The 24,584-nt window shown below is 43.6% G+C and carries 31 protein-coding genes; all 31 read left to right on the forward strand.

The genetic code is table 11. The features are described from left to right. The first annotated feature begins 1 nt into the window (after position 1). The 31 genes from FZ952_RS03280 to ilvN all read left to right on the forward strand — a co-directional run bounded on the left by FZ952_RS03280 (position 2) and on the right by ilvN (position 24,539). Positions 2 to 238, forward strand: a complete 237-nt coding sequence (locus FZ952_RS03280; RefSeq protein WP_148880588.1) for a HeH/LEM domain-containing protein — start codon at positions 2 to 4, stop codon at positions 236 to 238. Positions 239 to 243: 5 nt separating this feature from the next. Then, positions 244 to 639, forward strand: coding sequence for a phage Gp19/Gp15/Gp42 family protein (locus FZ952_RS03285; protein WP_148880589.1), 396 nt, complete (start codon positions 244 to 246; stop codon positions 637 to 639). After that, positions 626 to 964 carry a hypothetical protein gene (locus tag FZ952_RS03290; RefSeq protein ID WP_148880590.1) on the forward strand — a complete coding sequence of 113 codons (339 nt, stop codon included), beginning with the start codon at positions 626 to 628 and terminating at the stop codon, positions 962 to 964. Before FZ952_RS03285 ends, FZ952_RS03290 begins: the two co-directional genes overlap by 14 nt. After that, positions 957 to 1,193, forward strand: coding sequence for a hypothetical protein (locus FZ952_RS03295; RefSeq protein WP_148880591.1), 237 nt, complete (start codon positions 957 to 959; stop codon positions 1,191 to 1,193). Before FZ952_RS03290 ends, FZ952_RS03295 begins: the two co-directional genes overlap by 8 nt. Beyond that, positions 1,194 to 1,529 carry a hypothetical protein gene (locus tag FZ952_RS03300; RefSeq protein ID WP_148880592.1) on the forward strand — a complete coding sequence of 112 codons (336 nt, stop codon included), beginning with the start codon at positions 1,194 to 1,196 and terminating at the stop codon, positions 1,527 to 1,529. Positions 1,530 to 1,542: 13 nt separating this feature from the next. After that, entirely contained in the window at positions 1,543 to 2,094 is a 552-nt protein-coding gene (locus tag FZ952_RS03305) for a phage tail protein (RefSeq protein WP_148880593.1), read from the forward strand. A gap of 3 nt (positions 2,095 to 2,097) precedes the next feature. Next, on the forward strand, positions 2,098 to 2,403 hold the full coding sequence (locus tag FZ952_RS03310) for a hypothetical protein (RefSeq protein WP_148880594.1): 306 nt from the start codon (positions 2,098 to 2,100) through the stop codon (positions 2,401 to 2,403). Between the two features lie 14 nt (positions 2,404 to 2,417). Further along, the gene (locus FZ952_RS03315) at positions 2,418 to 2,792 is read left to right on the forward strand and encodes a DUF5361 domain-containing protein (RefSeq protein WP_148880595.1); all 375 of its coding nucleotides are present in this window, start codon (positions 2,418 to 2,420) and stop codon (positions 2,790 to 2,792) included. Beyond that, positions 2,792 to 5,764 carry a PblA gene (locus FZ952_RS03320; protein WP_148880596.1) on the forward strand — a complete coding sequence of 991 codons (2,973 nt, stop codon included), beginning with the start codon at positions 2,792 to 2,794 and terminating at the stop codon, positions 5,762 to 5,764. Before FZ952_RS03315 ends, FZ952_RS03320 begins: the two co-directional genes overlap by 1 nt. Further along, positions 5,765 to 7,273 carry a distal tail protein Dit gene (locus FZ952_RS03325; protein ID WP_187423859.1) on the forward strand — a complete coding sequence of 503 codons (1,509 nt, stop codon included), beginning with the start codon at positions 5,765 to 5,767 and terminating at the stop codon, positions 7,271 to 7,273. Continuing rightward, a complete protein-coding gene (locus FZ952_RS03330) occupies positions 7,273 to 10,830 on the forward strand; it encodes a phage tail protein (protein WP_148880597.1) in 3,558 nt (1,185 codons plus the stop codon). The genes FZ952_RS03325 and FZ952_RS03330 overlap by 1 nt, the downstream gene beginning before the upstream one ends. Positions 10,831 to 10,840: 10 nt before the next feature. Beyond that, entirely contained in the window at positions 10,841 to 11,032 is a 192-nt protein-coding gene (locus FZ952_RS03335; RefSeq protein WP_148880598.1) for a hypothetical protein, read from the forward strand. A gap of 2 nt (positions 11,033 to 11,034) precedes the next feature. Then, entirely contained in the window at positions 11,035 to 11,292 is a 258-nt protein-coding gene (locus tag FZ952_RS03340; protein WP_148880599.1) for a hypothetical protein, read from the forward strand. Between the two features lie 3 nt (positions 11,293 to 11,295). Further along, positions 11,296 to 11,694: a phage holin family protein gene (locus tag FZ952_RS03345; protein ID WP_148880600.1), complete on the forward strand. Its 399-nt coding sequence runs from the start codon at positions 11,296 to 11,298 to the stop codon at positions 11,692 to 11,694. A gap of 103 nt (positions 11,695 to 11,797) precedes the next feature. Beyond that, on the forward strand, positions 11,798 to 12,526 hold the full coding sequence (locus tag FZ952_RS03350; protein ID WP_148880601.1) for a peptidoglycan amidohydrolase family protein: 729 nt from the start codon (positions 11,798 to 11,800) through the stop codon (positions 12,524 to 12,526). Positions 12,527 to 12,765: 239 nt separating this feature from the next. Next, the gene (locus FZ952_RS03355) at positions 12,766 to 13,104 is read left to right on the forward strand and encodes a hypothetical protein (protein ID WP_148880602.1); all 339 of its coding nucleotides are present in this window, start codon (positions 12,766 to 12,768) and stop codon (positions 13,102 to 13,104) included. Beyond that, the gene (locus tag FZ952_RS03360) at positions 13,104 to 13,523 is read left to right on the forward strand and encodes a hypothetical protein (RefSeq protein ID WP_148880603.1); all 420 of its coding nucleotides are present in this window, start codon (positions 13,104 to 13,106) and stop codon (positions 13,521 to 13,523) included. Before FZ952_RS03355 ends, FZ952_RS03360 begins: the two co-directional genes overlap by 1 nt. 457 nt (positions 13,524 to 13,980) lie before the next feature. Further along, positions 13,981 to 14,427 (forward strand): LytTR family DNA-binding domain-containing protein, encoded by a 447-nt coding sequence (locus FZ952_RS03365; RefSeq protein WP_062200345.1) that lies wholly within the window; start codon positions 13,981 to 13,983, stop codon positions 14,425 to 14,427. A gap of 5 nt (positions 14,428 to 14,432) precedes the next feature. Then, a complete protein-coding gene (locus FZ952_RS03370; protein ID WP_062200347.1) occupies positions 14,433 to 15,098 on the forward strand; it encodes a LiaF transmembrane domain-containing protein in 666 nt (221 codons plus the stop codon). A 132-nt stretch (positions 15,099 to 15,230) separates the two neighbouring features. Next, positions 15,231 to 15,419 (forward strand): 50S ribosomal protein L28, encoded by a 189-nt coding sequence (gene rpmB / locus FZ952_RS03375; protein ID WP_001140948.1) that lies wholly within the window; start codon positions 15,231 to 15,233, stop codon positions 15,417 to 15,419. Positions 15,420 to 15,566: 147 nt separating this feature from the next. After that, positions 15,567 to 15,932, forward strand: a complete 366-nt coding sequence (locus FZ952_RS03380; RefSeq protein ID WP_037616174.1) for an Asp23/Gls24 family envelope stress response protein — start codon at positions 15,567 to 15,569, stop codon at positions 15,930 to 15,932. Between the two features lie 2 nt (positions 15,933 to 15,934). Beyond that, positions 15,935 to 17,599: a DAK2 domain-containing protein gene (locus tag FZ952_RS03385; RefSeq protein WP_148880604.1), complete on the forward strand. Its 1,665-nt coding sequence runs from the start codon at positions 15,935 to 15,937 to the stop codon at positions 17,597 to 17,599. Between the two features lie 104 nt (positions 17,600 to 17,703). Beyond that, the gene (locus FZ952_RS03390) at positions 17,704 to 18,255 is read left to right on the forward strand and encodes an SP0191 family lipoprotein (protein WP_148880605.1); all 552 of its coding nucleotides are present in this window, start codon (positions 17,704 to 17,706) and stop codon (positions 18,253 to 18,255) included. 147 nt (positions 18,256 to 18,402) lie between these two features. Continuing rightward, the gene (locus tag FZ952_RS03395; RefSeq protein ID WP_148880606.1) at positions 18,403 to 18,585 is read left to right on the forward strand and encodes a hypothetical protein; all 183 of its coding nucleotides are present in this window, start codon (positions 18,403 to 18,405) and stop codon (positions 18,583 to 18,585) included. Beyond that, positions 18,582 to 18,776, forward strand: coding sequence for a hypothetical protein (locus tag FZ952_RS03400; RefSeq protein WP_148880607.1), 195 nt, complete (start codon positions 18,582 to 18,584; stop codon positions 18,774 to 18,776). The genes FZ952_RS03395 and FZ952_RS03400 overlap by 4 nt, the downstream gene beginning before the upstream one ends. Beyond that, on the forward strand, positions 18,763 to 19,638 hold the full coding sequence (locus tag FZ952_RS03405) for an ABC transporter ATP-binding protein (RefSeq protein WP_148880608.1): 876 nt from the start codon (positions 18,763 to 18,765) through the stop codon (positions 19,636 to 19,638). Before FZ952_RS03400 ends, FZ952_RS03405 begins: the two co-directional genes overlap by 14 nt. A gap of 12 nt (positions 19,639 to 19,650) precedes the next feature. After that, positions 19,651 to 20,385, forward strand: coding sequence for an ABC transporter permease (locus FZ952_RS03410; protein ID WP_148880609.1), 735 nt, complete (start codon positions 19,651 to 19,653; stop codon positions 20,383 to 20,385). 4 nt (positions 20,386 to 20,389) lie between these two features. Then, the gene (locus FZ952_RS03415; protein ID WP_148880610.1) at positions 20,390 to 21,496 is read left to right on the forward strand and encodes a sensor histidine kinase; all 1,107 of its coding nucleotides are present in this window, start codon (positions 20,390 to 20,392) and stop codon (positions 21,494 to 21,496) included. Then, on the forward strand, positions 21,493 to 22,092 hold the full coding sequence (locus tag FZ952_RS03420; protein ID WP_062200365.1) for a response regulator transcription factor: 600 nt from the start codon (positions 21,493 to 21,495) through the stop codon (positions 22,090 to 22,092). The genes FZ952_RS03415 and FZ952_RS03420 overlap by 4 nt, the downstream gene beginning before the upstream one ends. A gap of 277 nt (positions 22,093 to 22,369) precedes the next feature. Then, positions 22,370 to 24,070 carry an acetolactate synthase large subunit gene (locus FZ952_RS03425; protein WP_062200369.1) on the forward strand — a complete coding sequence of 567 codons (1,701 nt, stop codon included), beginning with the start codon at positions 22,370 to 22,372 and terminating at the stop codon, positions 24,068 to 24,070. Further along, positions 24,063 to 24,539: an acetolactate synthase small subunit gene (gene ilvN, locus FZ952_RS03430; protein WP_037616118.1), complete on the forward strand. Its 477-nt coding sequence runs from the start codon at positions 24,063 to 24,065 to the stop codon at positions 24,537 to 24,539. Before FZ952_RS03425 ends, ilvN begins: the two co-directional genes overlap by 8 nt. The last annotated feature ends 45 nt before the right edge of the window (positions 24,540 to 24,584 follow it).

The raw sequence follows: 24,584 nt of genomic DNA on the forward strand, positions 1-24,584 counted from the left end.
CATGGCTGAGTATGTAAACAAAAAGACTGGTGCGACAATCAATACTAGTTCAGAAATTTCTGGGGGCGACTGGATTCCAGCTGCTGAATTTGCAAAGTCACAAGAAGGACAAGTGGATGATCCAGAAAAATGGACTGTGCCAGAGCTCAAGTCTAAGCTAGATGAGCTTGGGATTGAGTACAGTGATAAAGCTAAAAAAGCAGAATTACTGGCTTTGCTGGAAGCGCATAAGGAGTAGGCTAAATGGGAGACTTTGCAACAGTTGAAGACCTGCAAACTTTGTGGCGTCTTTTAAAATCAGACGAACGCAAGCGAGCAGAGGCTCTGTTGAAAATTGTCTCTGACTCTCTGCGTGTCGAAGCTAAGAAGGTTAGAAAAGACTTGGATGTGCTTGTGGCTGAGGATTCGTCTTTTGCCAGTGTGGTCAAGTCTGTCACAGTTGATGTGGTAGCTCGTACCTTGATGACCTCTACTGAGCAGGAACCGATGACCCAGTTTGCTGAGAGTGCCTTGGGCTACTCGGTGAGTGGTTCCTATTTGGTGCCTGGCGGGGGTCTCTTTATCAAGGATTCGGAGCTCAAACGCTTGGGACTAAAGAAGCAAAGATTTGGGGTGATGGAGATCTATGGGACGGATTAAGGGAATACCAGTTACCTTGATTGGTAAGGTAAAGACTGGTAGGGATGACTTTGGGCATCCTATCTATGAGAATACCGAAATTCAAGTAGATAATGTTCTAGTTGTTCCAGCTTCAACAGAAGATGTCACGAATCAGCTCAATTTGACTGGGAAAAAGGCAGATTATACGTTGGGTATCCCAAAAGGCGATCAGAATGAGTGGAAAGACCGTGAGGTTCGTTTTTTTGGGCACAAATGGCGCACGATTGGTATTCCTTTAGAAGGCATTGAATCAATGATGCCTTTGGAATGGAACAAGAAAGTGATGGTTGAAATGTATGAGTAATACCAAAGTCAAGCTAAATGGTGCTGGAGTTGGTGCTTTGCTGAAGTCAAGGGAAATCCAAAATCTACTAAATCAGGAAGCTACTAAAATCCGTAGCAGATGTGGCCCAGGCTATGAGCAGGACAGTCATGTCGGGAAGACGCGGGCAAATGCGATGGTCTATCCCAAAACCTATCAAGCTAAGAAAGATAATCTACGAAATAATACTTTGCTGAAGGAGGTGCGCTAAATGATTGAAATTATTATCAAGAAATATCTTGACGGTCATTTAGATGTACCGTCATTTTTTGAGCATGAAACAAAGGTGCCAGCCAGTTTCGTCATCATTGAGAAGACTGGTAGCAGTGAGCGAAATCATTCTGGAAGTGCGACTTTTGCCTTTCAGAGCTACGCTCCAAGCATGCAGAAGGCTGCTGAGCTCAATGTCAAAGTGAAACAGGCTGTGAAAGGATTGATTGAGCTGGACTCAATCAGCGGTGTCCACTTGAACAGTGACTACAACTTTACGGACACAGAAACTAAACAATATCGCTATCAGGCGGTATTTGACATTAACTATTATTAAAGGAGACACTGCAATGTCATTAGAAGCTAATGTAACAACTGCGAAACCGAAAGTTGGTGGAGCGGTACATTCGGCACCGCTTGGCACAAAGTTGCCAGTCGATGCAACAAGTAAGCTAGAGGCTGCTTTTAAGTCTTTAGGGTACATCTCGGAAGATGGGGTGACAAATAGCAACTCGCCTGAATCAGAAGATATTAAGGCGTGGGGAGGAGCTATTGTCAACTCCTCACAAACTGAGAAGAAGGATACGTTCGTCTATGCCTTGATTGAGGGGCTCAATATTGATGTTCTGAAAGAGGTTTATGGGTCTGAAAATGTTTCAGGAGATCTTGCAACTGGTATTAGCATCACAGCTAATTCAAAAGAGTTAGAAAATCATTGTCTAGTTGTTGAAATGGTCTTGAAAAACGGCGCTCTCAAACGCATCGTGATTCCGTCTGGAAAGGTCACTGAAGTTGGGGACATCACTTATAAAGACGGAGAGGTTGTTGGCTATCAAACAACCATCACAGCTTTTCCGGATAAGAGCGGGAATACTCACTACGAATATATCAAGGGGGTTTAATAAATGGCAAAACGCAAACGTAACAAACGAAATCACGGCATGCAAGGAAAAGCATTTAAGGGGAAAACTTCAACTGGTTTTGCCTTTGAAATCACGCAGGAACGATTGGATAACTATGAACTGCTGGAAGCAGTGGCAGAAGTGGATAAGAATCCTGCTGTCTTGCCAACCGTTATCAATCTGATGCTGGGTGATAAGGCTCAGGACTTGAAGGACCACGTCCGAACAGAAACTGGGATGGTGCCGACAGGAAAATTGATGCAGGAAGTGGAAGAAATCTTTAAAAGCAGGACGCATCTAAAAAAATAGCCCTCCTTGCTAGAATGATCAACCTAGATGAAGATGCTCTCATCTGTGACCTCGCTGAAACCTATGGCATTTATGATTATAGGCAGCTACCTGCGAAACAGGTAGCTATCTTTGCTTTTGGTTTAAAAGAGGACTCTCGGATCAAGATGGCTTTGAGTAATCAGAAGGTGCCTTTTGAGACTTTGCTGATGGCTAGTACGCTGGATAGACTTTCAACGCTCGTCTGGTTTAAGACCAAAGATGGTCAAAAGGGTGCCAACAGGCCAACCATGATAGCTCAGAAGCTGATTGGAGAAGAGAAAGAAAGGGATGAGATGGTCTTTAGTTCTGGTGAGGAATTTGAAGCGTATCGTCAACGAATCTTAGACGGGTTAGGAGGTGAGAAGTAGTGGCTACAGAAATCGCACAAGCTTATGTGCAGTTGATTCCATCTGCAAGAGGAATAACTGGGAAAATCCAAGCTATTCTAAATCCAGAGGCGTCGGCTGCTGGTCAAAGTGCTGGGCAATCGCTAGGAGCTAGTTTGGTCAGCGTGGCGACAAAAGCGATTGCAGCGGCTGGAATTGGTAAGGCCTTTTCAGCGGCTATTCATGAGGGGGCAGCCCTCCAACAATCTTTAGGAGGGGTTGAGACTCTTTTCAAGGGTAGTGCTGACACGGTCAAGAAATATGCTGCTGAAGCATATAAGACAACAGGACTGTCAGCCAATGCTTACATGGAGAATGTAACAGGATTCTCCGCAAGCCTCCTGCAATCTTTAGGTGGAGATACAGCGAAAGCTGCTGATGTGGCCAACATGGCCATGGTAGATATGTCCGATAATGCCAATAAAATGGGTACGGACATGGGGCGGATCCAAGATGCCTATCAGGGGTTTGCTAAGCAGAACTACACCATGCTTGATAACCTCAAGCTTGGCTACGGTGGTACTAAATCCGAAATGGAACGGCTCTTGGCTGACGCTGAGAAGCTGACTGGTGTCAAATACGACATCAACAACCTATCTGATGTTTACAATGCCATCCATGCTATCCAGGAAAATCTGGATATCACAGGGACGACTGCTAAAGAGGCGGCATCAACCTTTAGCGGGTCCTTTGCTGCTATGAAAGCGGCGGCGCAGAATGTGCTTGGTCAGTTGGCCTTGGGGCAGAATATCGGGCCGTCCTTACGGGCTCTATATGATACTACGAAAACATTTATTGTTGATAATTTTCTTCCAATGATTGGGAATGTGCTGAGTGGTCTTCCACAAGTGATTGGATTTGCGCTTGAGGAAGGTTTGAGTGCAGTATTTGGTGACTATATCGCTCAATCCATCATGGAAGAACTTTATGATGTATTTGAAAAAATCGGAGGTGTCGCAAGTACACTCTACGACATGATTTTTGGGTCATTAAGTAAAAAGGATAATATCAACTTTCTGACGCAATTAGGGATAGACGAGAAGACCGCAGCAAGCATAGTCAATATAGGAGAGAACATTCGTGTAGCCTTTGAGAATATCGGGGCGACTATTGGCAATATTGCTGGGATTGTTGGTAGTTTCATTGGAGATTTATTTGGCATCGCTGGTAGTGAGCAGGGAGTTAATCTCTTAGGAAGTGCTTTTGAAGCAGTGACGGGCTTTATCAGAGGGGCTGCTGAAAAGCTGAAAGCTTTTACTGGATGGTTGAAAGATAGCCCTATGGCTCTTGACGGATTAAAGACTGTCCTAGCTGGTCTATTGGGTGGTTTCCTTGCGTTTAAAGTTGTGGCAACAGTTAAAGCTATCATCACTGGATTCGGAGCGGCTTTAACGGCCGTTAAAGTTGCTGCTTCGGGACTCTTTGCGGTTATTTCTGCTAATCCTATTGGTGCTCTGATAGTCGCCATTTCTGCATTAGTGGCTGGACTAGTCTGGTTCTTTACTCAGACAGAACTTGGAAAGAAAATTTGGTCTGGGTTTGTAGACTGGATTGTAGGAGCTTGGCAGGGAATAGCTGAGTTCTTTAGTGGTTTATGGTCTGGCATTTCTGAGGGAGCTAATAACCTTTGGTCTGGTGTGTCTGAGGCATGGAGTTCAACTGTTGAGTACCTAAAAAATTTGTGGAATGGAATTGGAGAATTCTTCTCTGCTTTATGGCTTGCGCTGGAAACGGCTGCTTCGATTGCCTGGAATCAATTCACAACGACAATCATGTCTATCGTCCAGCCTTTTATTGATGGTTTTTTAAATCTGTGGAACGGAATCTCAGATGGGCTTTCCCAAGTCTGGGAAGGGATAAAAATGATTTTCCAAGGCGCTTGGGAGATTATTAAGTCCATTGTCTTAGGCGCTATCCTAATCATCTTTGACCTAGTCACTGGGAACTTCGACCAATTAGGTGCTGATCTAGGGCTGATCTGGGACGGGATTAAAAACGGTGTCTCTCTCATTTGGGAAGGAATCAAAACATATTTCTCTGGTGTAGTGGATGCCATTGTCGGCTATGGGAAAGCTGTTTTCGAAAATTTTGCAACTAGCCTTATTGCGATTTGGGAATTTTTGAAAAGTGCAGCTTCATCGGTTTGGGAGTTTATCAAGTCTGTTGTAACAGGCTTGATAACAGGCCTCGTACAGGGGGCACAAAATATCTGGAATGGTTTTGTGAGCTTCCTATCTGGTCTGTGGGAAAGCATCAAGTCGGCCGCTATAAATGGATGGAATGCCCTGAAATCAGGTGTCCTTGCTATCATTAATGGCTTCATCCAAGGAGCTCAACAAGCTTGGGATAGCTTGACACAAGGTGTCACTAATGTTGTTAATAAAGTTACAAATATATTCGACGGTTTAGCCAATATCAATCTATGGGATGCTGGGAAAGCTATACTTGATGGATTCTTGGGCGGTTTAAAATCTGCTTGGGATGGAGTGACAAACTTTGTCGGTGGTATCGCAGGCTGGATCCGTGACCACAAGGGACCTATCGAATATGACCGCAAGCTCTTGATCCCAGCTGGTAAGGCTATCATGGGTGGTCTTGATGAAGGGTTGAAAGATAAATTTAAGGCGGTCAAGAAGACCGTCAGTGGGATGGCTGGTTCGATTGCTGACAGCTTTGAAGATGAAATCCTAGCTCCTGATTTGGGAGTTTTGGCAAATCGGGAGGTGCAAGTGGCCTTGACATCTGGCAGGCTATCTGATCAGGTGCTGGAAACGGCTGACCGTGATAGGGAATCACTGATTGATACCATTGCTAAACTGGCCAATCGGCCAATTATCGTATCTAACCAAGTAGATACTAGAGAAGTCTCTCAGATATTAGCGGAACCAATATCTGAGGAACAAGAAAAGCGACAGGCTATCCTTAAAGCTGTCGATGGATTGGGGTGGACTTAATTGATAAAAGTACATTTTAACGATGTCGAATTGACTCAATGGATTACTGTTTTAGATGGGTTCACCATCTTTAGTGGCGCAGACTATGACCCAACCTTTGAAGAGCATCCAAACCTAAATGGAGCTGAATTCGTCAAGATTCGAAAGAAGGCGAAGAAGATTCCTGTGCCGTTTTATGTGAAGTATGATGGTGTGGCTGATTATGATGCTTTGCAGAAGGCTCTGAATGTATCGGAGCCGAAAAAGCTGACTTTCAGCCATCTTCCTGATCGCGTCTTTTATGCTATTCCAAACGGAGACCTAGATTTTAAAGAGATTCGATTTAATGGTAAAGGGACTGTTAATTTTACAGTCGCAGATGGTTTGGGACACGCTCTGAATCCTAAACGCTTTGATTTTGCGAAAAATGCTCAAGGGGTTTGTGAAGCAACCATTGTCAACACTGGCAGTGAGCCTGTACCTGTCAACTACAAAATCAAGCTCAAGAAAGAGTCTGGTTTTGTAGCCATCGCCAGTCAATTTGGAGCTATCCAATATGGAAAATATGACGAGGCAGATTTTGTCCAAGAAAAGAAAAATGTCTTATTGGCAAGTAATCAAGCTGGAAACTTTTCTAACTGGCAAAATGGAACAGTCTTTTATGAGAATGTGAATAAAAAGGCTGTGACGACAATGTCCGCAGATACAGCTTTTAATGGTCGTCTGGGTATCTTACCCAGCGGATTTAAAAATACAGCGAATAGCAACTGGTACGGCGCTATTAAAGAGCTGACCTTATCCGATAGGGCGACAGAATGGTATATCTGGGCTCGTGCCTGGTTTGAAACTGGCTTGATGGGGCAGACTGGGGCTTGGTGCCTGTCTGTGGTGGATAGTGAGAACAAGTTTATCGCTGGGATGGCCATTGAAAAGTATGACCGTGTCGGCAATCGTGCTAAAGTTATTTTTCTTCTCGGAGATGGTAAGGGTGGAAGTCAGGCAAAACATGTGATTGACTTCACCCCAAGCTTTTTGTTAGTGGACAACCCTTATGGGACAGAGGCCAGAAATAAAAATAGAAATATGTTTGACTTGCGAAAAGAAGGAGATAAAGTCACCTTCTTTTGGTATGGTCAGTATTTCCCTTTCTTTGAATCTGGCATCAAGGACAAGCAGGCTGCAAAAGTACAATTCTTTTGTGGTCAGGTAAACGGTATGAATACAACGAGTCAAATCGTGACGCATCAATACCTAAACGATTTTTCGTTTTGGAAGTTGAATGTCCCTTTTTGGCGCGATGTGCCCAATCGCTATCCTGCTGGGTCTGAGCTCTATATTGATGCGACCGGTGAGATCAATCAGGATGAACTAGGCAGGCTATATGTCAATGGCTTGCTAGCTCCTGATGATGAGATTTTGGGGTCACAGTTTTTCTTAGCGCCACCTGGAGAAACGAAAGTACAGCTGTTAGTCTCTAGTTTCTCTGAGGTGGCTAGTGCTTATGCTGAGATTGAGGAGGCTTGGACGTAGTGAAAAATAACGTAAGAATTGCTATTAGAGACTCAACTGACACGCATGTTATCGGTTTTTTTGATAATCAAAATGGGATCAAGTACCATGCAGCCGATCTGACTAGATTTTTAAAAGGCTCATGTAGCTACTTGGTCATTAAATACCGCTCAAAAGACATCACCAAAGTCAAAAGCGGTTGTCGTTTAGCATTTAGGTATAAGGGTAAGGACTACTGGATGACCATCAAATCTGTCAGGAAGACAGGTTATCAAATGGAAATAACGGCTTACTCTTTGAGTCTGGAAGCTAACGAGGAGAAGCGGGGAGCCTACAAGGCTGTCAAAGCTATGAGCATACGGGAGTATGTGGATACTTTTGATCCTGAGCACTCGCTGGAAATCGGCATCAATGAGGTTGCTGACAAGACCATCAAGCTAGAATGGTCAGGTACTGACACGGTGCTAGCTCGGCTCTACTCTATCGCTAATAGTTTTGGGGCTGAGCTTGAGTTTGTGACAGAATTAAATAGCGACTACTCGCTGAAACGCCATGTCCTCAATATCTACCGAGCTGGCAACCTCGGAAAGGTCAAGACTGGACTCCCTATTAGAGTAGGAAAGGACCTGAAAGTCATTAACTACTCAGATGATATCAACGACATCAAGACGGCTATCAGAGGAAGCGGAAAAGACGGCTTGACCATCGCTGGTCTTGATAAGAAGATCTATGATGATAAGGGGAAACTCCTCTTCTATAGCCGAGGAAATACTATCTACGCTCCACAATCTCGTGACCAATTTCCGTCCGTTACCAAAAAGACGGATGATGGATGGATTATCCTAGAAAATGGCGAGACAGAGCATTCCTCAAAAGAGGCTCTGTTTGGATATCTGCTGTCAGAGCTAAAAAAACGCTGTGTACCTAAAATTGAGTACAGCACCGAGGGCAAAGTCGACGGAGAGATTGGGGACACGCTGACGCTGATTGACTCAGAACATTATGCCCCACCCCTCTATGTACAAGCACGGATTAGTGAGCAGACAGAGTCCTTACTTGGAGCCAATGTAGACAAAACGACCCTGACAAACTTTGAGCGAAAGTCTAGTCAGATAGCTAGTGAATTGCTGAAACGGGTAGAGGAACTGGCCGAAGAGGCAGCTCCCTATATCATTAAGCTAGCTACCGATAACGGCCATATATTTAAAAACAACCAAGGTGAATCCACAGTTTTTCCGACACTCAAAAAAGGCAATAAGACTGTGGAATGTACCTGGAAGTGGCTGGTTGACAATGAGGACTTTGGGCAAGCCCTTAGTCACAAGGTCACAGCGGCAGGGATGAGGGAATCGCTCACCTTGACGGCTATAGCCTTGGTAAAAGGACAGGAAGTAGCTAGAGAGCAGCTGAGTTTTACTAATGTTAACGATGGTCAAAATGGAGCTAAAGGAGACCCAGGAGCCAAAGGCGACAAAGGAGAGACTGGAGCTATAGGCCCTCAAGGCGAACGTGGACCTCAGGGAGATCCAGGACCACAAGGACCAAAGGGAGAGCGAGGAGACCCAGCTGACACCTCGGAGCTTAGGGAAGCTGTAACTGCTGCTCAAAATGAGCTGGCGGGGGTTAAGTCTGGCTTGCTGCAAGCAAAAGCAGAGAGCGGAGCGAAGATTGAGAATCTGCGCTCTGAACTGGGTACTATCCGTACCCAGCAGACGGTCTACGAGCAGTCAAACACGCAAAGTTTAGCTCGAATAACGGGCCAGCTTGGCGACAAGGCCAGCAAGACAGAGGTCGAGCAGACCGCAGACAGGATTCGGGAGGAAATTGCCAGCCTGTCTGTAGGTGGGCGGAACCTTATAGGCGAGTTTAATACACATTGTGTCAAGTCAACCTTTGAAAAAGATACGTATAGATTCGCCGGCAAGACGGACAAAAACACAAATACCACGTCTCTACAATTGCAGTTTATGTGGGAGGATGGTAGTTATACATCCGTCGCCTCCATCAACGCACTAGGGGCGTTTAAAAAAGCCTTTAAAATTAAAAAGCCGTACAGGGAATTTATTATTAAATTTAACAGCAACAAGGAGGACGCGAAGTTAATCTGCAGAGACTCCTCGCTGTTAAAACTAAACGAAGACTATCTCTTTACGGGTGTTTTGTCGAAGCTGTCACCCAATGATAGTGTGGCGGAGTATCTTAAAATCGAAAAAAGCGTGCTGCCGTCAGACTGGTCAAAAGCGCCAGAGGATGTAGAAAGCCTCATCACAGAGGCTAAGGCGACCTTTGAGCGCACGGCTCAGGGGTTGCGAATTGACCTGACGGCTGTCCAGTCGTATGTCAGTGCAGATGGCACACGAGCTGAGGCTCTGCGCACTTACAGCCGCGAGGAGACAGCACGTCAACTGACTGCTCTGCGCCAGACCATCGAGGCCGGCTATGTAGCTAAGACTACATATACGGAGGATGCGAAAGGCATTAACAGGCGATTCGAGGAGCTGAAGACCAACTCCGAAACAAGATTGGCGCAGTACCAACAAGGAGTAGATGGTCAGATAGCCTCCGTCAAGCAGGAGCTCGGCGGAAAGGTCTCACAAACCGAGCTAACCCAGCGGGCCAACCAAATCACGCAAGCTGTCCAGGAGTTAAGCAACAGCGTTGTCAAAAAGGCTCAAATCCGCATCAATGAGGGCGGCATCATCTCCAGCGCTGAAAAGATTGTCAACGGCCAGACTTTGGCCAGCTTGATTGCTCAGCGGCCGGAATACGTGGAAATCATCGCCCGCTTGCTCAAGGTTAAGGCGGATATGATTGTCAACGGGTCTGTCACTGCGGATAAGCTCAAAATTGAGGGCGAGCTATCCGCTCTGAGTGCTAAACTTGGGAAGGTTAGGTCGGGAGAGATTGTCAACACCTACCAAACCCAATACACAGAAGGGGAGATTGTGATTGGTGACAATATCAAAATCACGAATCGCAACACGTCTGGTCCAAGGATTCACATTCCAAAAGAGGAAATCATGATGCTGCCAAATGGCATCTTAATGAATGCTTACGACAATCAAAATAGGCTAAGCCATACCATGAGGGTGTCTCCTGAAGTCATGGAATTTCAAAAGATTAATCATACTCAGGCACAAGGGGGCACAGGCTCTTGGAGTTTGGGGTACTCAAACTCCTACTCTATGCTTAGTATTGACGTTGCTTTGCAGAAAATAAGGCTGCAGGCGACATCTAATCTCATGTGGGGGGTCGGCGCAACCTTCGTTCGGATTGGGAATCTAGTCACAATATCTGTGACGCGGATTATCACCAATATCGCTCAAATCGTAGAGAACGCTCGTGCTAGTGAGAGGATTCCGGATGGGTTCCGGCCAATCTCGCAAGCACATTTGACATTGACTGGAAACGTCAATAACACGATTGACGCGACCTGTATAGTCCATCTAGAGACTGATGGATCTATCAGGTACACAAACAACAAAACTGGAAACCGTGTTTGGTCTGGTACCGTTAGCTATACTACCGTTGACGATTTCCCTATCGTCGGAAACATACCTAACGGGAAACTCATTTAGAAAGGAATTTATGGATAATAAACTGTACAATCTCATGCTAGCTGAGTATAAGAATCGGCTAGCAGATAACACTCTGGGAGAAATTGAGCTGAAAGCTCTGCTCATCCTAGAGCAGGACAAAAATGCTGAATTGCAAGCGAAAGTTGAAGAGCTGGAAGCTTTGCTTGAAGAACAAACAAAACCAGCTAAAGAAGGAGAATAATCATGACGCTAGAACTTATCAAAACAACGAAGCTTGTAGGCCGCATTAAAATCGACGACACGGTCGTCAAGACAATGACAGCGGATATTGACGACAAAGGTGTAACAACACCTAACGATTGGGTCGATAATGCCGAAGTTTACGCGGCCAATCGTCGCGAAGTACGGAAACAAGAGCAGGCATTCCAAGACGCGGTCTATGCCGCAGAGGATGCGATTATCGCAGAGCTGGAAGCAGCTGAGAAAGAAAAGAAGGGGTGATGTATGTATTCTAATGCTTTAGAATGGTCACACAGTTTGCGTGACCTAATTAATACGCAGGACAAGCTAATTGTCTTTACATTGGCGCTTATCATGGGCGCCATGACCATTGACTTTCTGACTGGGACACTGGCCGCAAAGCTCAACCCCGACATTAAATTTCTCAGCAAGGAAGGGATTAACGGGATTATTCGCAAGATCGCTAGCATTGCTTTGCTAGCATTCTGCATCCCACTCTCTATCTTGCTCCCTGAAGGAATTGGACTGGGAGCCCTACAGATACTTTATTTCGGGTATCTATTCTTTGAGCTTAAATCAATTTTAGAAAACTTTGATAAGCTAGGCATCAATACAGCCTTTTTCCGGGAATTTGTCGAAAAAATCTCGAGTTCAAAAAAATGAAAAAAAATAACATAAAAGAGCAAGCTTCAGAGCCTGCTCTTTTTGCTTTTGCTGCTGGCTACTTTTGGCTTGCGGCGTTTGAAAAATTGAAAGGAAAATAATTATGGGAATTAACGTCGAACAATCGGTAGCGTGGATGGCAGCTCGTGAAGGAGCGGTCACCTACTCCATGGACTATCGAAACGGTCCATCTAGCTATGACTGTAGCTCGTCTGTTTACTTCGCCCTGCGCTCTGCTGGAGCGTCTGACCACGGTTGGGCAGTCAATACAGAGTATATGCACGACTGGCTCACTCAAAATGGCTATCAGCTCATCGCCGAAAATCAAGGCTGGGATGCCCAGCGTGGAGATATCTTTATCTGGGGTCAACGTGGCTATAGCACTGGCGCAGGCGGGCACACAGGCATCTTTGTAGATGCAGAAAACATCATCCACTGTAACTATGGATATAACGGCATCACAGTCAACAACCATGACCAAATCTGGGAGTACAACGGATGCCCGTACATCTACGCTTATCGCTACACAGGCGCACCAACACCAACGCAGTCTGCACCAGCTATCCAGCAGGCAGCTACATCTCAATTTGAGCACGAGCTGGATGTGAACACCCCGCTGGCAAACTCTGATATGCCTTATTACGAGGCGAGCTTAGCAGATGACTATTGGGTCGAATCCGCCCCAAGTTCGGCTAGCCCGGACAAAGAATTTCTCCCTGTAGGGACTCGAGTACGAGTTTACGAAAAAGTTAACGGTTGGTCACGCATCAACCATCCTCAATCTGACCAGTGGGTAGAAGATGCCTATCTGGTCGATGCTACCGAAATGTAACCGCAGCGGAAACTGTGAGAAAAATAAAACAAAACTTAAATTTTAATCTAAAAAAATAATAAAAGAAAGAAAATAATAAGTCATCTAACCCCGGCCGAAAGGCTGGGGCTTTTTTTATTTGCAAAATTTTTTAAAAAAATTAAAAAAAGTTGATAAAAATACTTGACGAACGTCAAGTAAAATAATATAATATAATCAAGATAAGGAAAGGGTAGCAAAAAGCTACAAGGTAAAATAAAATGATTAAATGGACTGGTAAAAGCACAGACGGACGTTGGATTAAGACAGTGGAAGCCGATAGCTACTTTGAGTTATTAGAAAAGCTAGTAGACAAAGGCTATATCGGAGACTATACCGACACCGACTCCCAACTATTTCATGAGCTTGGATATGTCTCTTCAATCGTCTCAGATTTAGAGGAACGCTTGAACGATGTTGAAAATGTAGACGAGGTTTTACAAGAACTTGAAAATCTAGACTGGAACGAATTATTAAGAAATCTAACAGATAAAGAAATTGAGAACGTGATCCGTGGATGTAACAGCCAAGCATATTACCAAGAATTTGAGGTGATTTAATGAAAATTAACACGAGTAGGGTTGAGATGGTCTTGATGAACAAGGCCGTCTCAGCTTATAGCTTATCAAAAGCTATTGGGATACAAGAGAGCTCGATTTCTCTTTTGAGAAACGGAAAGAAAGATTTTAATAAATTAAGTCTTGAAGTCGCTATGAGAGCACAGTCTTGGATAGACGCTGGGAATTATCGTTTTAGTTATGATTATAGTGAGCTGATAGCAGCGCTGGAAGCTGATATAGATGAAGACCTAACAAGTGACTATCTCTATATTGTTCGCGGTGAATACAATGAACTACTTGAAAAGTGCCCAATTATTGATTATTACTACTCTGCAGAAGATATCGAAGAAGGAGACATCGCTGAAAAAGTTCTAACAAGTTCGGTGCTTTCTGAAATGAAAGCAGATAGTCAAATATGACTACGAAAATACAATCTAAATCGCGAATATTTAAATTAAGAAGCATTAAAAAGCCGTTCAAATGAACGGTTTTTCGTTTAAACGGAAAATCTCAAAAATCTCCGTTCTGGCGGACTTGGCAGACTGGCAGCGATGCTGGTCTGATTTCGCCCCAAATCCGCCCCAAATTATTTTAAAGATTAACCTTATTTATCTGAAATAAAATTATAAAAGTCAGTTAAAATAATCTTTCTTGTTAGTTAATTCCTGACAAATAGTGTGATAAATGTTTGCAATCGGCATGTTTATAAAGGGAAATCTTGTTAAGCCAAGGTTTCTTTTTTTTACTTGTGAAGAAACGGAATGTTCACCTAGTCGATTTAACCACTTACCAGTCGATATTGACCACTTACTGAAAATCCCTTGTTTCTTTTCAAGGAATTGTTATAATAAAAATAGAAAGAGGGGAGGAGTGCATATGAAAGTTCGGATTGAGCTAGATGACAGTTTAGCTGATACAGAATTAGTGATTCGAGTATCTCGGATTGATGAACGAATTCAAAAAATTCAAGATGTCCTAGAAGAATCTGCTGCTCCCACCATCCTCTTTTATAAGGAAAGTAGTGAGTATTTTGTGGAGTTAGCGGAGATTCTCTTTTTTGAGACCGATGGAGCTAAAATATTTGCCCATGCTCACAACGATGCTTATGAAGTCAAGTTGAAACTCTACGAATTGGAGGAATTACTTCCCCGCTATTTTTGCAGGATTTCCAAATCAACCATTGTGAATGCTAAGGCAATCTACTCTTTGGAAAAGTCTTTCTCAGGCACCAGTTCTGTACAGTTTTCTAAAACGCATAAGAAAGTGCATGTTTCAAGGCATTATTATCAGTTGTTAAAAGAAAAGTTAAGTGAAGTGAGGTAATCATCATGAAAAAAACAATTTTGGGAATCGGTTTTTTGGTCTTGGCGGGCTGGGTTTTGCTTCAGGGAAACTTTGGTATTCCTATGTTCAATTTCAATATTTGGCCTTTGCTTTTGATTGGTATGTTTGTCTATTTTTCCTTGGAAAATTTCTTAGAGGGCGACTTTGGCACCGGTCTCGTCATGTCGATGATTGCCCTGATTATTGCCAATTCTGTCTACCACTTTTTAGCCATTTCTACAGGAACCTTGGTTTTGGGCGGTATTCTGGCTTGTATTGGTTTAAATATGATTTTTAAGCCTCGAAAGATTTGGTGCTATCGTCATTTTTCTAGAAAAGGCCTATCCACGACTGAGGGGGAAATTTCCTTTGGTAGCGGCACTCGCTATATCAACTCGGATAATTTTACCTACGAGAAGTTAGACTGTACTTTTGGCAGTGCATCAGTTTACTTTGATAATGCAACCATTGTAGAGGAGTCAGCAACTTTTGAAGTAGATCTGTCTTTCGGTAGTGCGACGCTATACATTCCGAGCAACTGGCGGGTAGAGCTAAATGTGGATAATGCTTTCGGTACAGTCGTTAATCCGCATAATGTCAATGAAAAGGATAAAACCTTGTATATACGCGGCGATATTGCCTTTGGAACTTTGAAGATTGTTTATATTTGAAAACGGATTATTGTCACATTTTACAAAGTTTGGGAAAATTTACTTGCCAAATAGTGAGTTTTTTGATAATATAGTACGGTATGTGGTGCTAGCACATCCGTAATATTAGATCTAATAGGAGGAAACACGATAATGGCTAAAGTATGTTACTTTACAGGTCGTAAGACTGTATCTGGAAACAACCGCTCTCACGCGATGAACCAAACAAAACGCGCTGTTAAACCAAATCTTCAAAAAGTTACTGTTTTGATTGACGGAAAACCTAAAAAAGTTTGGGCTTCAGCTCGCGCGCTTAAGTCAGGTAAAGTTGAACGCGTTTAATGTATAAAAGGGATTGGAAAGATTTCTTTCTTTCCTTTTTTTGTTGGTTTAATTTTCAGGCTAGACAGTTTATTTCTATCCTTCCTCTTTTACACCCTGTCTAAAATATGGTAAAATAAACTATAAAATACTTTTGAGGTACAAATGATGACTGTAAAGATCAATACAAAAGATGGTCAAATCGAACTGACTGATGATGTGATTGCGACAATCGTTGGCGGTGCAGCGACTGAAATTTTTGGTGTGGTTGGTATGGCCAGCAAGAAGGCAATTAAAGACAACTTTCAAGCACTTTTGGGTAAAGAAAACTATGCCAAGGGTGTGGTAGTGAAAACGACTGAAGATGGTGGCATTGCAGTTGATGTTTATACCGTTTTGAGTTACGGCGTTAAAATCAGTGAAGTTTCCAAAAACATCCAAGAACGGGTCAAGTTTAGTTTGGAGAATCAACTTGGAATCACTGCCCACACAGTGAATGTTTATATCCAAAATATTAAAGTTGTAGGAGAATAATCGTGTCAAATATTACTACTAGTTTATTTCAAGAAATGGTGCAGGCAGCATCAACTCGTTTAAATAAACAGGCTGAATATGTCAATTCGTTAAATGTTTTTCCAGTTCCAGATGGGGACACAGGTACCAATATGGGCATGACCATCGAAAATGGTGCCAAAGAGGTAGCGGATAAGTCAGCTTCTACGGTCGGTGAAGTGGCTGCTATCTTTGCCAAGGGACTCTTGATGGGTGCGCGTGGAAATTCTGGTGTTATCACTTCTCAGCTTTTCCGTGGTTTTTCGCAAAGTGTCAAAGGAAAAGATGAGTTAGATGGGAAAGAGTTGGCTCGTGCCTTCCAATCAGGTGTAGAAGTGGCCTATAAGGCTGTTATGAAGCCAGTTGAGGGAACGATTTTGACTGTTTCCCGCGGTGCGGCTATCGGTGCTAAGAAGAAAGCTGAAGCGACAAATGATGCAGTTGAGGTCATGAAAGCTGCCCTTGAGGGAGCAAAGACTGCCCTTGCTAAAACGCCGGATATGCTGCCAGTTCTCAAGGAAGTCGGTGTTGTGGACTCTGGTGGTCAAGGTTTGGTCTTTATCTATGAAGGCTTCCTGTCTGCCTTGACTGGCGAGTATATTGCATCAGAAGATTTCCAAGCGACTCCGGCTACGATGACCGAGATGATCAATGCTGAGCACCACAAGTCTGTAGCAGGCCATGTGGCGACAGAAGACATCACTTTTGGTTATTGTACAGAAATCATGGTGGCTTTGAAGCAAGGTCCAACCTATGTCAAGGACTTTGACTATGATGAATTCCGCAATTATTTAAATGATTTAGGGGATTCTCTCTTGGTGGTCAATGACGATGAGATTGTTAAGGTCCATGTCCATACAGAAGATCCAGGTCTTGTCATGCAAGAAGGACTTAAGTACGGTAGTCTGGTTAAGGTAAAAGTGGACAACATGCGCAATCAGCACGAAGCCCAGCTTGAAAAGGAAGAAAAAGCTACCAAGCCAGCTGAAGAAAAAGAATATGCCATTATTGCAGTAGTAGCGGGTGACGGTCTTGCTGAAATCTTTAAGGCTCAGGGAGTGGACTATGTCATTTCTGGCGGTCAGACCATGAACCCTTCTACGGAGGACTTTATCAAGGCTGTTGAGCAGGTCAATGCGCGCAATATCATCATCCTGCCAAACAATAAAAACATCTTTATGGCGGCACAGTCTGCTGCAGAGGTGCTTGAGCAACCAACGACAGTGATTGAGACGCGTACGCTTCCTCAAGGTTTGACGAGTCTCTTGGCCTTTGATGGTGGAAAAACAATCGAAGAGAACCATGAGCGGATGACGGCTGCTTTGAGTGATGTGGTCAGCGGTAGCATTACAACTGCAGTTCGCGATACGACGATTGATGGCTTGGAAATTCATGAAAATGACAACTTGGGTATGGTTGATGGCAAAATCGTTGTGTCAAATCCAGATATGCTGGCAACTTTGAAAGCAACCTTTGCTAAGATGTTGGATGAAGACAGTGAAATTGTTTCCATTTATATCGGAGAAGACGGCAATGAGGAATTGGCGAACGGTCTGGCTCAAGATCTGATGGAAGAGTATGAAGATGTAGAAGTTGAAATCCACCAAGGGAATCAGCCGGTCTATCCATACATTTTTAGTGTAGAATAATTCATTTAGGCAATCGTTGGATTGCCTTTTTGCTTTGCGGCAGGAAATACTTAGACAGGAAAAGGATATTATGTTATACTAAAAATAAAAAGGAGTAATGAAATATGAAAAGATTAGCCTTTCTTTTGGCTGTAGTTTCGGTTTTATTGTCGGGCTGTGCTTTATTGAATAGGCATTCAAATCGACCGAATCAAACATCAAGCAACGCCTCCTCAGTAGAATCACCCACTAATCAGAAAATTATCAGCAAGGTTCTTGTTGGGAAGATTGATGGCATAGAACACCGAGATACAATTACCTACCAAGGGAAAAAGTTACTGCATCTCCGCATGGAATTGATTAGCGAGCTTCCTCAGGAAATAACAGATGTCGCTGCTACGATGAGTCCAAATGAACTGACCAAACTGATTCGCGAAGCCATGCAGGAAGATCCGGATTTTGTAGAAGCTCAGCGGTTAGATGGTTTTTCCGCTGATTATTCGGTAACGGCTGATAAAAAATTGCAGGTTGTGATTGATCTGGATTTACAGAAAATTAATGTGGATAAGGTAGAAGACTTATCTTACTTCGAAGACTTTGGCATAAGTGATATAAAAGATGCGACTCCGGAAATGTTTATTTTAGGGATGAAATTGGGCGGCTTGAAAGAAGAATAAGAATATTTAAAAGGCGAGTCATCTCGTCTTTTTTGCTGTCTAGAAACCATGACATTTGTCATATCAGGCAGTGACAAAATCATCTAGTCGAAAGATTCAGGAAGTTCTATAATACAAGTAAGAAATGAAGAAATTAGGAGTGGTTACATGAAAATGTGGTTGATAAAAGTAACAGTCTTGAGTCTTGTTGGGATGATGTTTTACCAATTGGCAAGAGTGAGCGGAGCGGAACTTTACCACTTTCCTTGGGAAATCTTTGCTGGCTTGGGAATGGCTAGCTACATCCTAAAGGAAGTGACCAAGTTAGGCAAGAGGGGAGAGAAGAAATGAAAAGATGCTTGTCCATCCTATTTATTGTATGTTCAGCTGCTTTATGTATTCTGCAGATGACGACAGGTCTCTTATTGGAATTTCTACCCCGGCAGTTCTATCTAGGTATCTGGGGGCTGATTCTAGCTATCTTTGTCATCTGGCCGTTCATCGATGATTTTATTAAGGAGGCAAATCATGAAATTGATTGAAGTGAAAAAGCTATCTAAAAGCATTCGTGGGAAGGAGATTTTGCGTCACATTTCCTTTGATATTGAAGAAGGGGATTGTGTGGCTCTGATTGGCCCCAACGGAGCTGGAAAAACAACTCTGATGGACTGTCTCCTAGGCGATAAATTCCTGACTTCTGGTCAAGCGCTGGTTAAGGGGCTAAAGCCGACGGATAATCGTTTGAAAGAGATGGTTGCCATTTTGCCTCAGGAAAATACAGTGGTGGGGGATTTGAAAGTCAAGGAACTCCTCGCTTTCTTTCGCTCTATTTATCCTAATAGCCTGTCTGAAGAGGAAATCGATGCCTTGTTGGGCTTTTCTGACAAGCAGAGGAACCAGCTGGCTTCCAAGCTCTCTGGTGGTCAAAAACGTCTTTTTTCCTTTATCTTAGCCTTGATTGGTCGTCCAAAGATTCTTTTCTTGGATGAACCGACTTCGGCCATGGACACTTCGACCCGCCAGCATTTCTGGGAAATAGTGGACCAGCTCAAGAAGCAAGGTGTGACCATTGTTTATTCTTCCCACTACATTGAAGAAGTGGAGCATACAGCTGACCGGATTTTGGTGCTTCATAAGGGAGAACTAATCCGCGACACCACGCCTTATGCCATGCGCAAGGAAGAGCAGGAAAAACACTTCACCCTGCCGCTTTCTTATAAAGAAATCGTGGAAAAGCTAGCTGGTGTGACAGAGATTGAAATCAAGCAAAAGGCTCTATCTTTTGCGGCCAAGGATGCCAGTCAAGTCTGGCAAATTCTGCAGGAGCATGGCTGTACGATTGAAGAAATCGAAGTCCGCAATCGCACCCTGCTGGATAGTATTTTTGAGACGACACAAGAGTAAAGGAGCAGCATCATGAAAAATATGGTAAGTTTAATGAAAATGGAGCTGATTTTGATGAAGCGGCAGGCGGCCTACTACCTGCTCTCTATCGGGCTGCCCAGCGTTTTCTATCTGATCTTTTCAGGAATAATGTCAGGTTCTGATGTACCGGTGCTTGTGCTCCAAACCTATCTCTTTTCTATGACACTTTTTAGTATCATGTCTAGTGCCTTTTTTAGCATTCCCAGCACCTTGCAGTCAGATAAGACCAATAACTGGCAAAAATTGATTCAGCATTCGCCCGTTTCTATGGTAGAATATTATATATCAAAGCTTTTCAGTGCTTTACTGACCTTTCTGCTTTCCATCATCGTGGTCTTCTCTGTCGGACATTTCGTTCGTGGAGTCAATGTGCCCATGATGGACTGGCTAATGATTGCACTGATTCTTTTGATCGGTAGTCTGGTCTTTATCGCCATGGGCGTCTTGGTCAGTCTCCTGCCCAGTGCCCAGCTTATGTCGGTCGTAGGCAATATCGTTTATATGGCTTTAGCGGTCTTGGGTGGGCTTTGGTTTCCACTGACTATGTTTCCAGACTGGCTACAACCCATCGGCAAGCTAACGCCAAGCTATCAGCTCATGCAGGTGGTCTCTTCCTATTTGGAACACCATGACTGGAATGTCTCTGCCATGCTAATCGTTCTAGCCTACACCATTTTCTTTAGTATTTTAGTCCTTCAGCTCAAAAAACGGATTGAGGTTAAATAATTGTATGTGGGAAAAGTTCAAAAACATACATCATATGTTTCATATTTCTCTGGTCTTTATCATCTTTCCGATAGCGGGTGTCATCAGTGGTGAATACCCGCTTTTGACTTTGCTTTGGACAGCATTGTTTATAGGGGCCTATTACACCATCCTCACGGAGAAAAAGCCTTTCTACCAGGCGCTGTCCTGGTGGATCATGCTTGCTTACATTTTTTATACTTCCATTTGGCTGAATGGGGGTTTTGTGTGGTATATTTTTTATTTATCAAATCTTCTAATTTATCATTATAAGGAAATTTCCTTTACATCTTGGCGCTTCTGGAGTTTCTTAGCTATCCAACCGGCTATTTTGTTTGGGGTTTATATTCAAAATCAAATAAGTATAGGTGATTTGATTCTTTTCTCAACGACTTTTCTCTTTTCGGATTTCTTGACCCTAGGTCTGCATCGGATCCAAGTCGCTGAACAGCTCAAGGAGGAAAAAAGCAAGCAGAATGCTCAGCTCAATCTTTTCTTAGCGGAAAATGAGCGCAATCGAATCGGACGGGATTTACATGATAGTTTGGGCCATACCTTTGCCATGCTCAGCGTCAAGACGGAGCTGGCCCAGCAATTCCTGCAAATGGAGGCCTACGAGCAGGCGGAGAAAGAGATGGAGGAAGTGCGACGGATCAGTAAGCAGGCCATGGCTGATGTTCGACGGATTGTAGACAATCTCAAGACGCGGACGCTAGATGAAGAATTAGAAACAATTCGAACCATGCTGGAAATGAGTGATATTGAGGTGGAGCTTCATAATCAGCTCAATGTCGCCAGCATTCCTACGGAAATCCAGTTTACCATTAGTATGATAATATTGGAGTTGGTAACCAATATTATCAAGCATGCGGAGGCCAAGAAGTCCAAAATTGATTTACATACGCAAAATCAAAATCTGATTTTGGATGTTCAAGATGATGGCCGAGGTTTTAAGCGGGTCACTGGCCGAGAGCTGCATTCAGTTCGAGAGCGCTTGGAGGGGATTGACGGTACAGTGGAGGTCATCAGCAGCCAGCAACCGACCATTATTCGCGTGCGATTGCCGTATAGGGTTAAAGGAGACGAGAGATGAAGGTATTATTAGCAGAAGACCAGAGTATGCTTCGGGATGCTCTTTGTCAGCTCTTGCAGTTGCAGCCAGATGTTGAAGTTGTTTATCAGGCGGCTGATGGACGCGAGGCGGTGGCATTGCTCAGCACTGAGCAGGTAGATGTGGCCATCTTGGATGTGGAAATGCCCTATCAGACGGGACTGGATGTTCTAGAATGGATGAAGGAGTATCAGCCAGCTGTCAAGGTCATCATTGTGACGACTTTTAAGCGGCCAGGCTATTTTGAGCGGGCGGTCAAGGCGGATGTTGATGCCTACGTACTCAAGGAGCGTAGTATTGCTGACCTGATGAAGACCATCCACACTGTCTTGGCTGGGCAAAAAGAATACTCGCCTGAACTTATGGAAGTGCTGATGACCCATAAAAATCCCCTCTCCCATCAAGAGCTTCTAGTCCTAGAGGCAGCAGCAACTGGGCTTTCTAATAAAGAAATTGCTGAAAAGCTCTATTTATCAAATGGAACCATTCGCAACTATATGTCGGCTATCCTGACCAAGCTGGCAGCCGACAATCGCACAGAAGCGGTTCGGATCGCTCAAGATCAAGGATGGATATAAAGAACTTATCTCGTTAAATTCGGATTTAGCGAGATTTTGTTGCATATTTTGTTCAAAATTTAAAAAATTTCACGCAATACTTGCAATTTTTTTCAAAAATGTTATCATAGTAGAAAGCTTTTTGAATTTTTAGAAAATTGTAAATTAATAATTGAGATTAGACTGATTGTCCAAAATCAATCGGCAGCATTTCAGTTTTAGGAATAGGGCTTTGCTGGCTGATGATATAAAAGTAGACACTTAGTTTTGAACATTCTCGATTTTAGAAAGGGGAATTATGGAGAAAATCAAACTGGAAACTCCGAAGACAGGTTCGGAACTTCTTTTAGAAACCTTGGAAAAATTAGGTGTTGATACCATTTTTGGTTATCCAGGCGGAGCGGTCCTGCCGCTTTATGACGCTATCTATAGTTTTAAAGGCATTCGTCATATTCTAGGTCGGCATGAGCAAGGTTGTGTCCATGAAGCTGAAGGTTACGCTAAGTCAACGGGTAAAATCGGTGTTGCTGTTGTGACTAGTGGACCGGGAGCGACCAACGCTATTACTGGCATCGCAGATGCTATGAGTGACAGTGTTCCCCTTTTGGTTTTCACTGGTCAGGTTGCCAAATCTGGAATTGGGAAAGATGCCTTCCAAGAAGCAGATATTGTTGGCATTACAACTCCTATCACTAAATATAATTATCAGGTTCGTGAAACTGCGGATATTCCGCGGATTATCACAGAAGCAATTCATATTGCGACGACAGGCCGTCCAGGTCCGGTTGTCATTGATCTTCCAAAAGATGTCTCTGCTTTGGAAACTGATTTTATTTATGATCCGGCTGTTCATTTGCCAAGTTACCAACCAACAATTGTTCCAAACGAATTGCAAATCAAGAAGATTTTGAAGCAATTGTCCAAAGCTAAAAAACCTGTTCTTGTATCAGGAGGTGGAGTTAGCTATGCGGAAGCAGCGACAGAATTAGTAGCTTTTGCGGAGCGTTATCAAATTCCGGTTGTGACGAGTTTGTTGGGACAGGGAACGATTGCGACAGATCATCCGCTTTTCCTAGGAATGGGCGGCATGCATGGTTCATTTGCTGCAAACATTGCTATGACAGAAGCTGATTTTATGATTAGCATAGGCTGCCGTTTTGATGACCGCTTGACGGGGAATCCCAAGACCTTTGCTAAGAATGCAAAGGTTGTGCATATTGATATCGATCCAGCAGAAATTGGGAAGATTATTAATGTCGACATTCCGGTTGTTGGAGATGCCAAGAAAGCTTTGACGATGCTTTTGGCAGAAGAGCCCGTTCACAATAATACAGAAAAGTGGATTGACAAAGTAACCGAAGATAAAAATAGGGTCCGTTCTTATGATAAAAAAGAACGTGTAGTCCAGCCGCAGGCTGTCATTGAGTGTGTGGGCGAGCTAACCAAAGGAGAGGCTATTATCGTTACAGATGTTGGGCAACACCAGATGTGGACAGCTCAGTATTATCCCTATAAAAATGAACGTCAACTAGTCACTTCTGGTGGACTTGGAACCATGGGCTTCGGTGTCCCAGCTGCAATCGGTGCTAAAATTGCTAATCCAGATAAAGAAGTTGTTCTTTTTGTCGGGGATGGTGGCTATCAGATGACCAATCAGGAAATGGCTATCCTAAATATTTATAAAGTACCGATTAAGGTGATTATGCTGAACAATCATTCGTTAGGAATGGTTCGGCAATGGCAGGAAGCCTTTTATGAAGGCAGAACGTCGGAATCAGTTTTTGACAGCCTTCCAGACTTTCAATTAATGGCTCAGGCTTATGGCGTTAAGTCTTATAAGTTTAACAACCCAGAAACCATTACTCAAGATTTGGAAGTCATCCGAGAAGATGTGCCGATGTTTATCGAAGTGGATATTTCCCGCAAAGAGCACGTGCTTCCAATGGTGCCAGCTGGCAAGAGCAATCATGAAATGTTGGGGGTGAAGTTTAATGCGTAGAATGTTAACAGCTAAACTCCAAAACCGTTCGGGCGTTTTGAATCGTTTCACAGGTGTCCTTTCTCGGCGTCAGGTTAATATTGAAAGTATCTCAGTCGGTCCGACAGAGACTCCAGATGTTTCTCGGATTACCATCATAATTGATGTGGCTTCTCTGGCTGAGGTGGAGCAGATTATCAAGCAGCTTAACCGTCAAATTGATGTGATTCGTGTTCGAGACATCACCGACCATCCGCATTTAGAGCGTGAAGTGATTCTCGTTAAGGTCTCGGCTCCTGCAGATAAACGGGCAGAGCTGTTAGCGATTATTCAGCCTTTCCGTGCAACAGTCGTGGATGTCGCACCGAGTTCCATCACTATTCAAATGACAGGGGATGCTGAAAAAAGCGAGGCCTTGCTTCGTGTCATCCGTCCTTATGGTATCCGCAATATTGCTCGGACTGGAGCAATCGGTTTTACGAGAGACTAACCCTACTAATGACTCCGTTATAATAGCCTAAAAAGGCAAATAAAA

This window comes from Streptococcus sp. Marseille-P7376 (assembly GCF_902460385.1).
In the GTDB taxonomy this organism is placed as follows: Bacteria; Bacillota; Bacilli; order Lactobacillales; family Streptococcaceae; genus Streptococcus; species Streptococcus sinensis.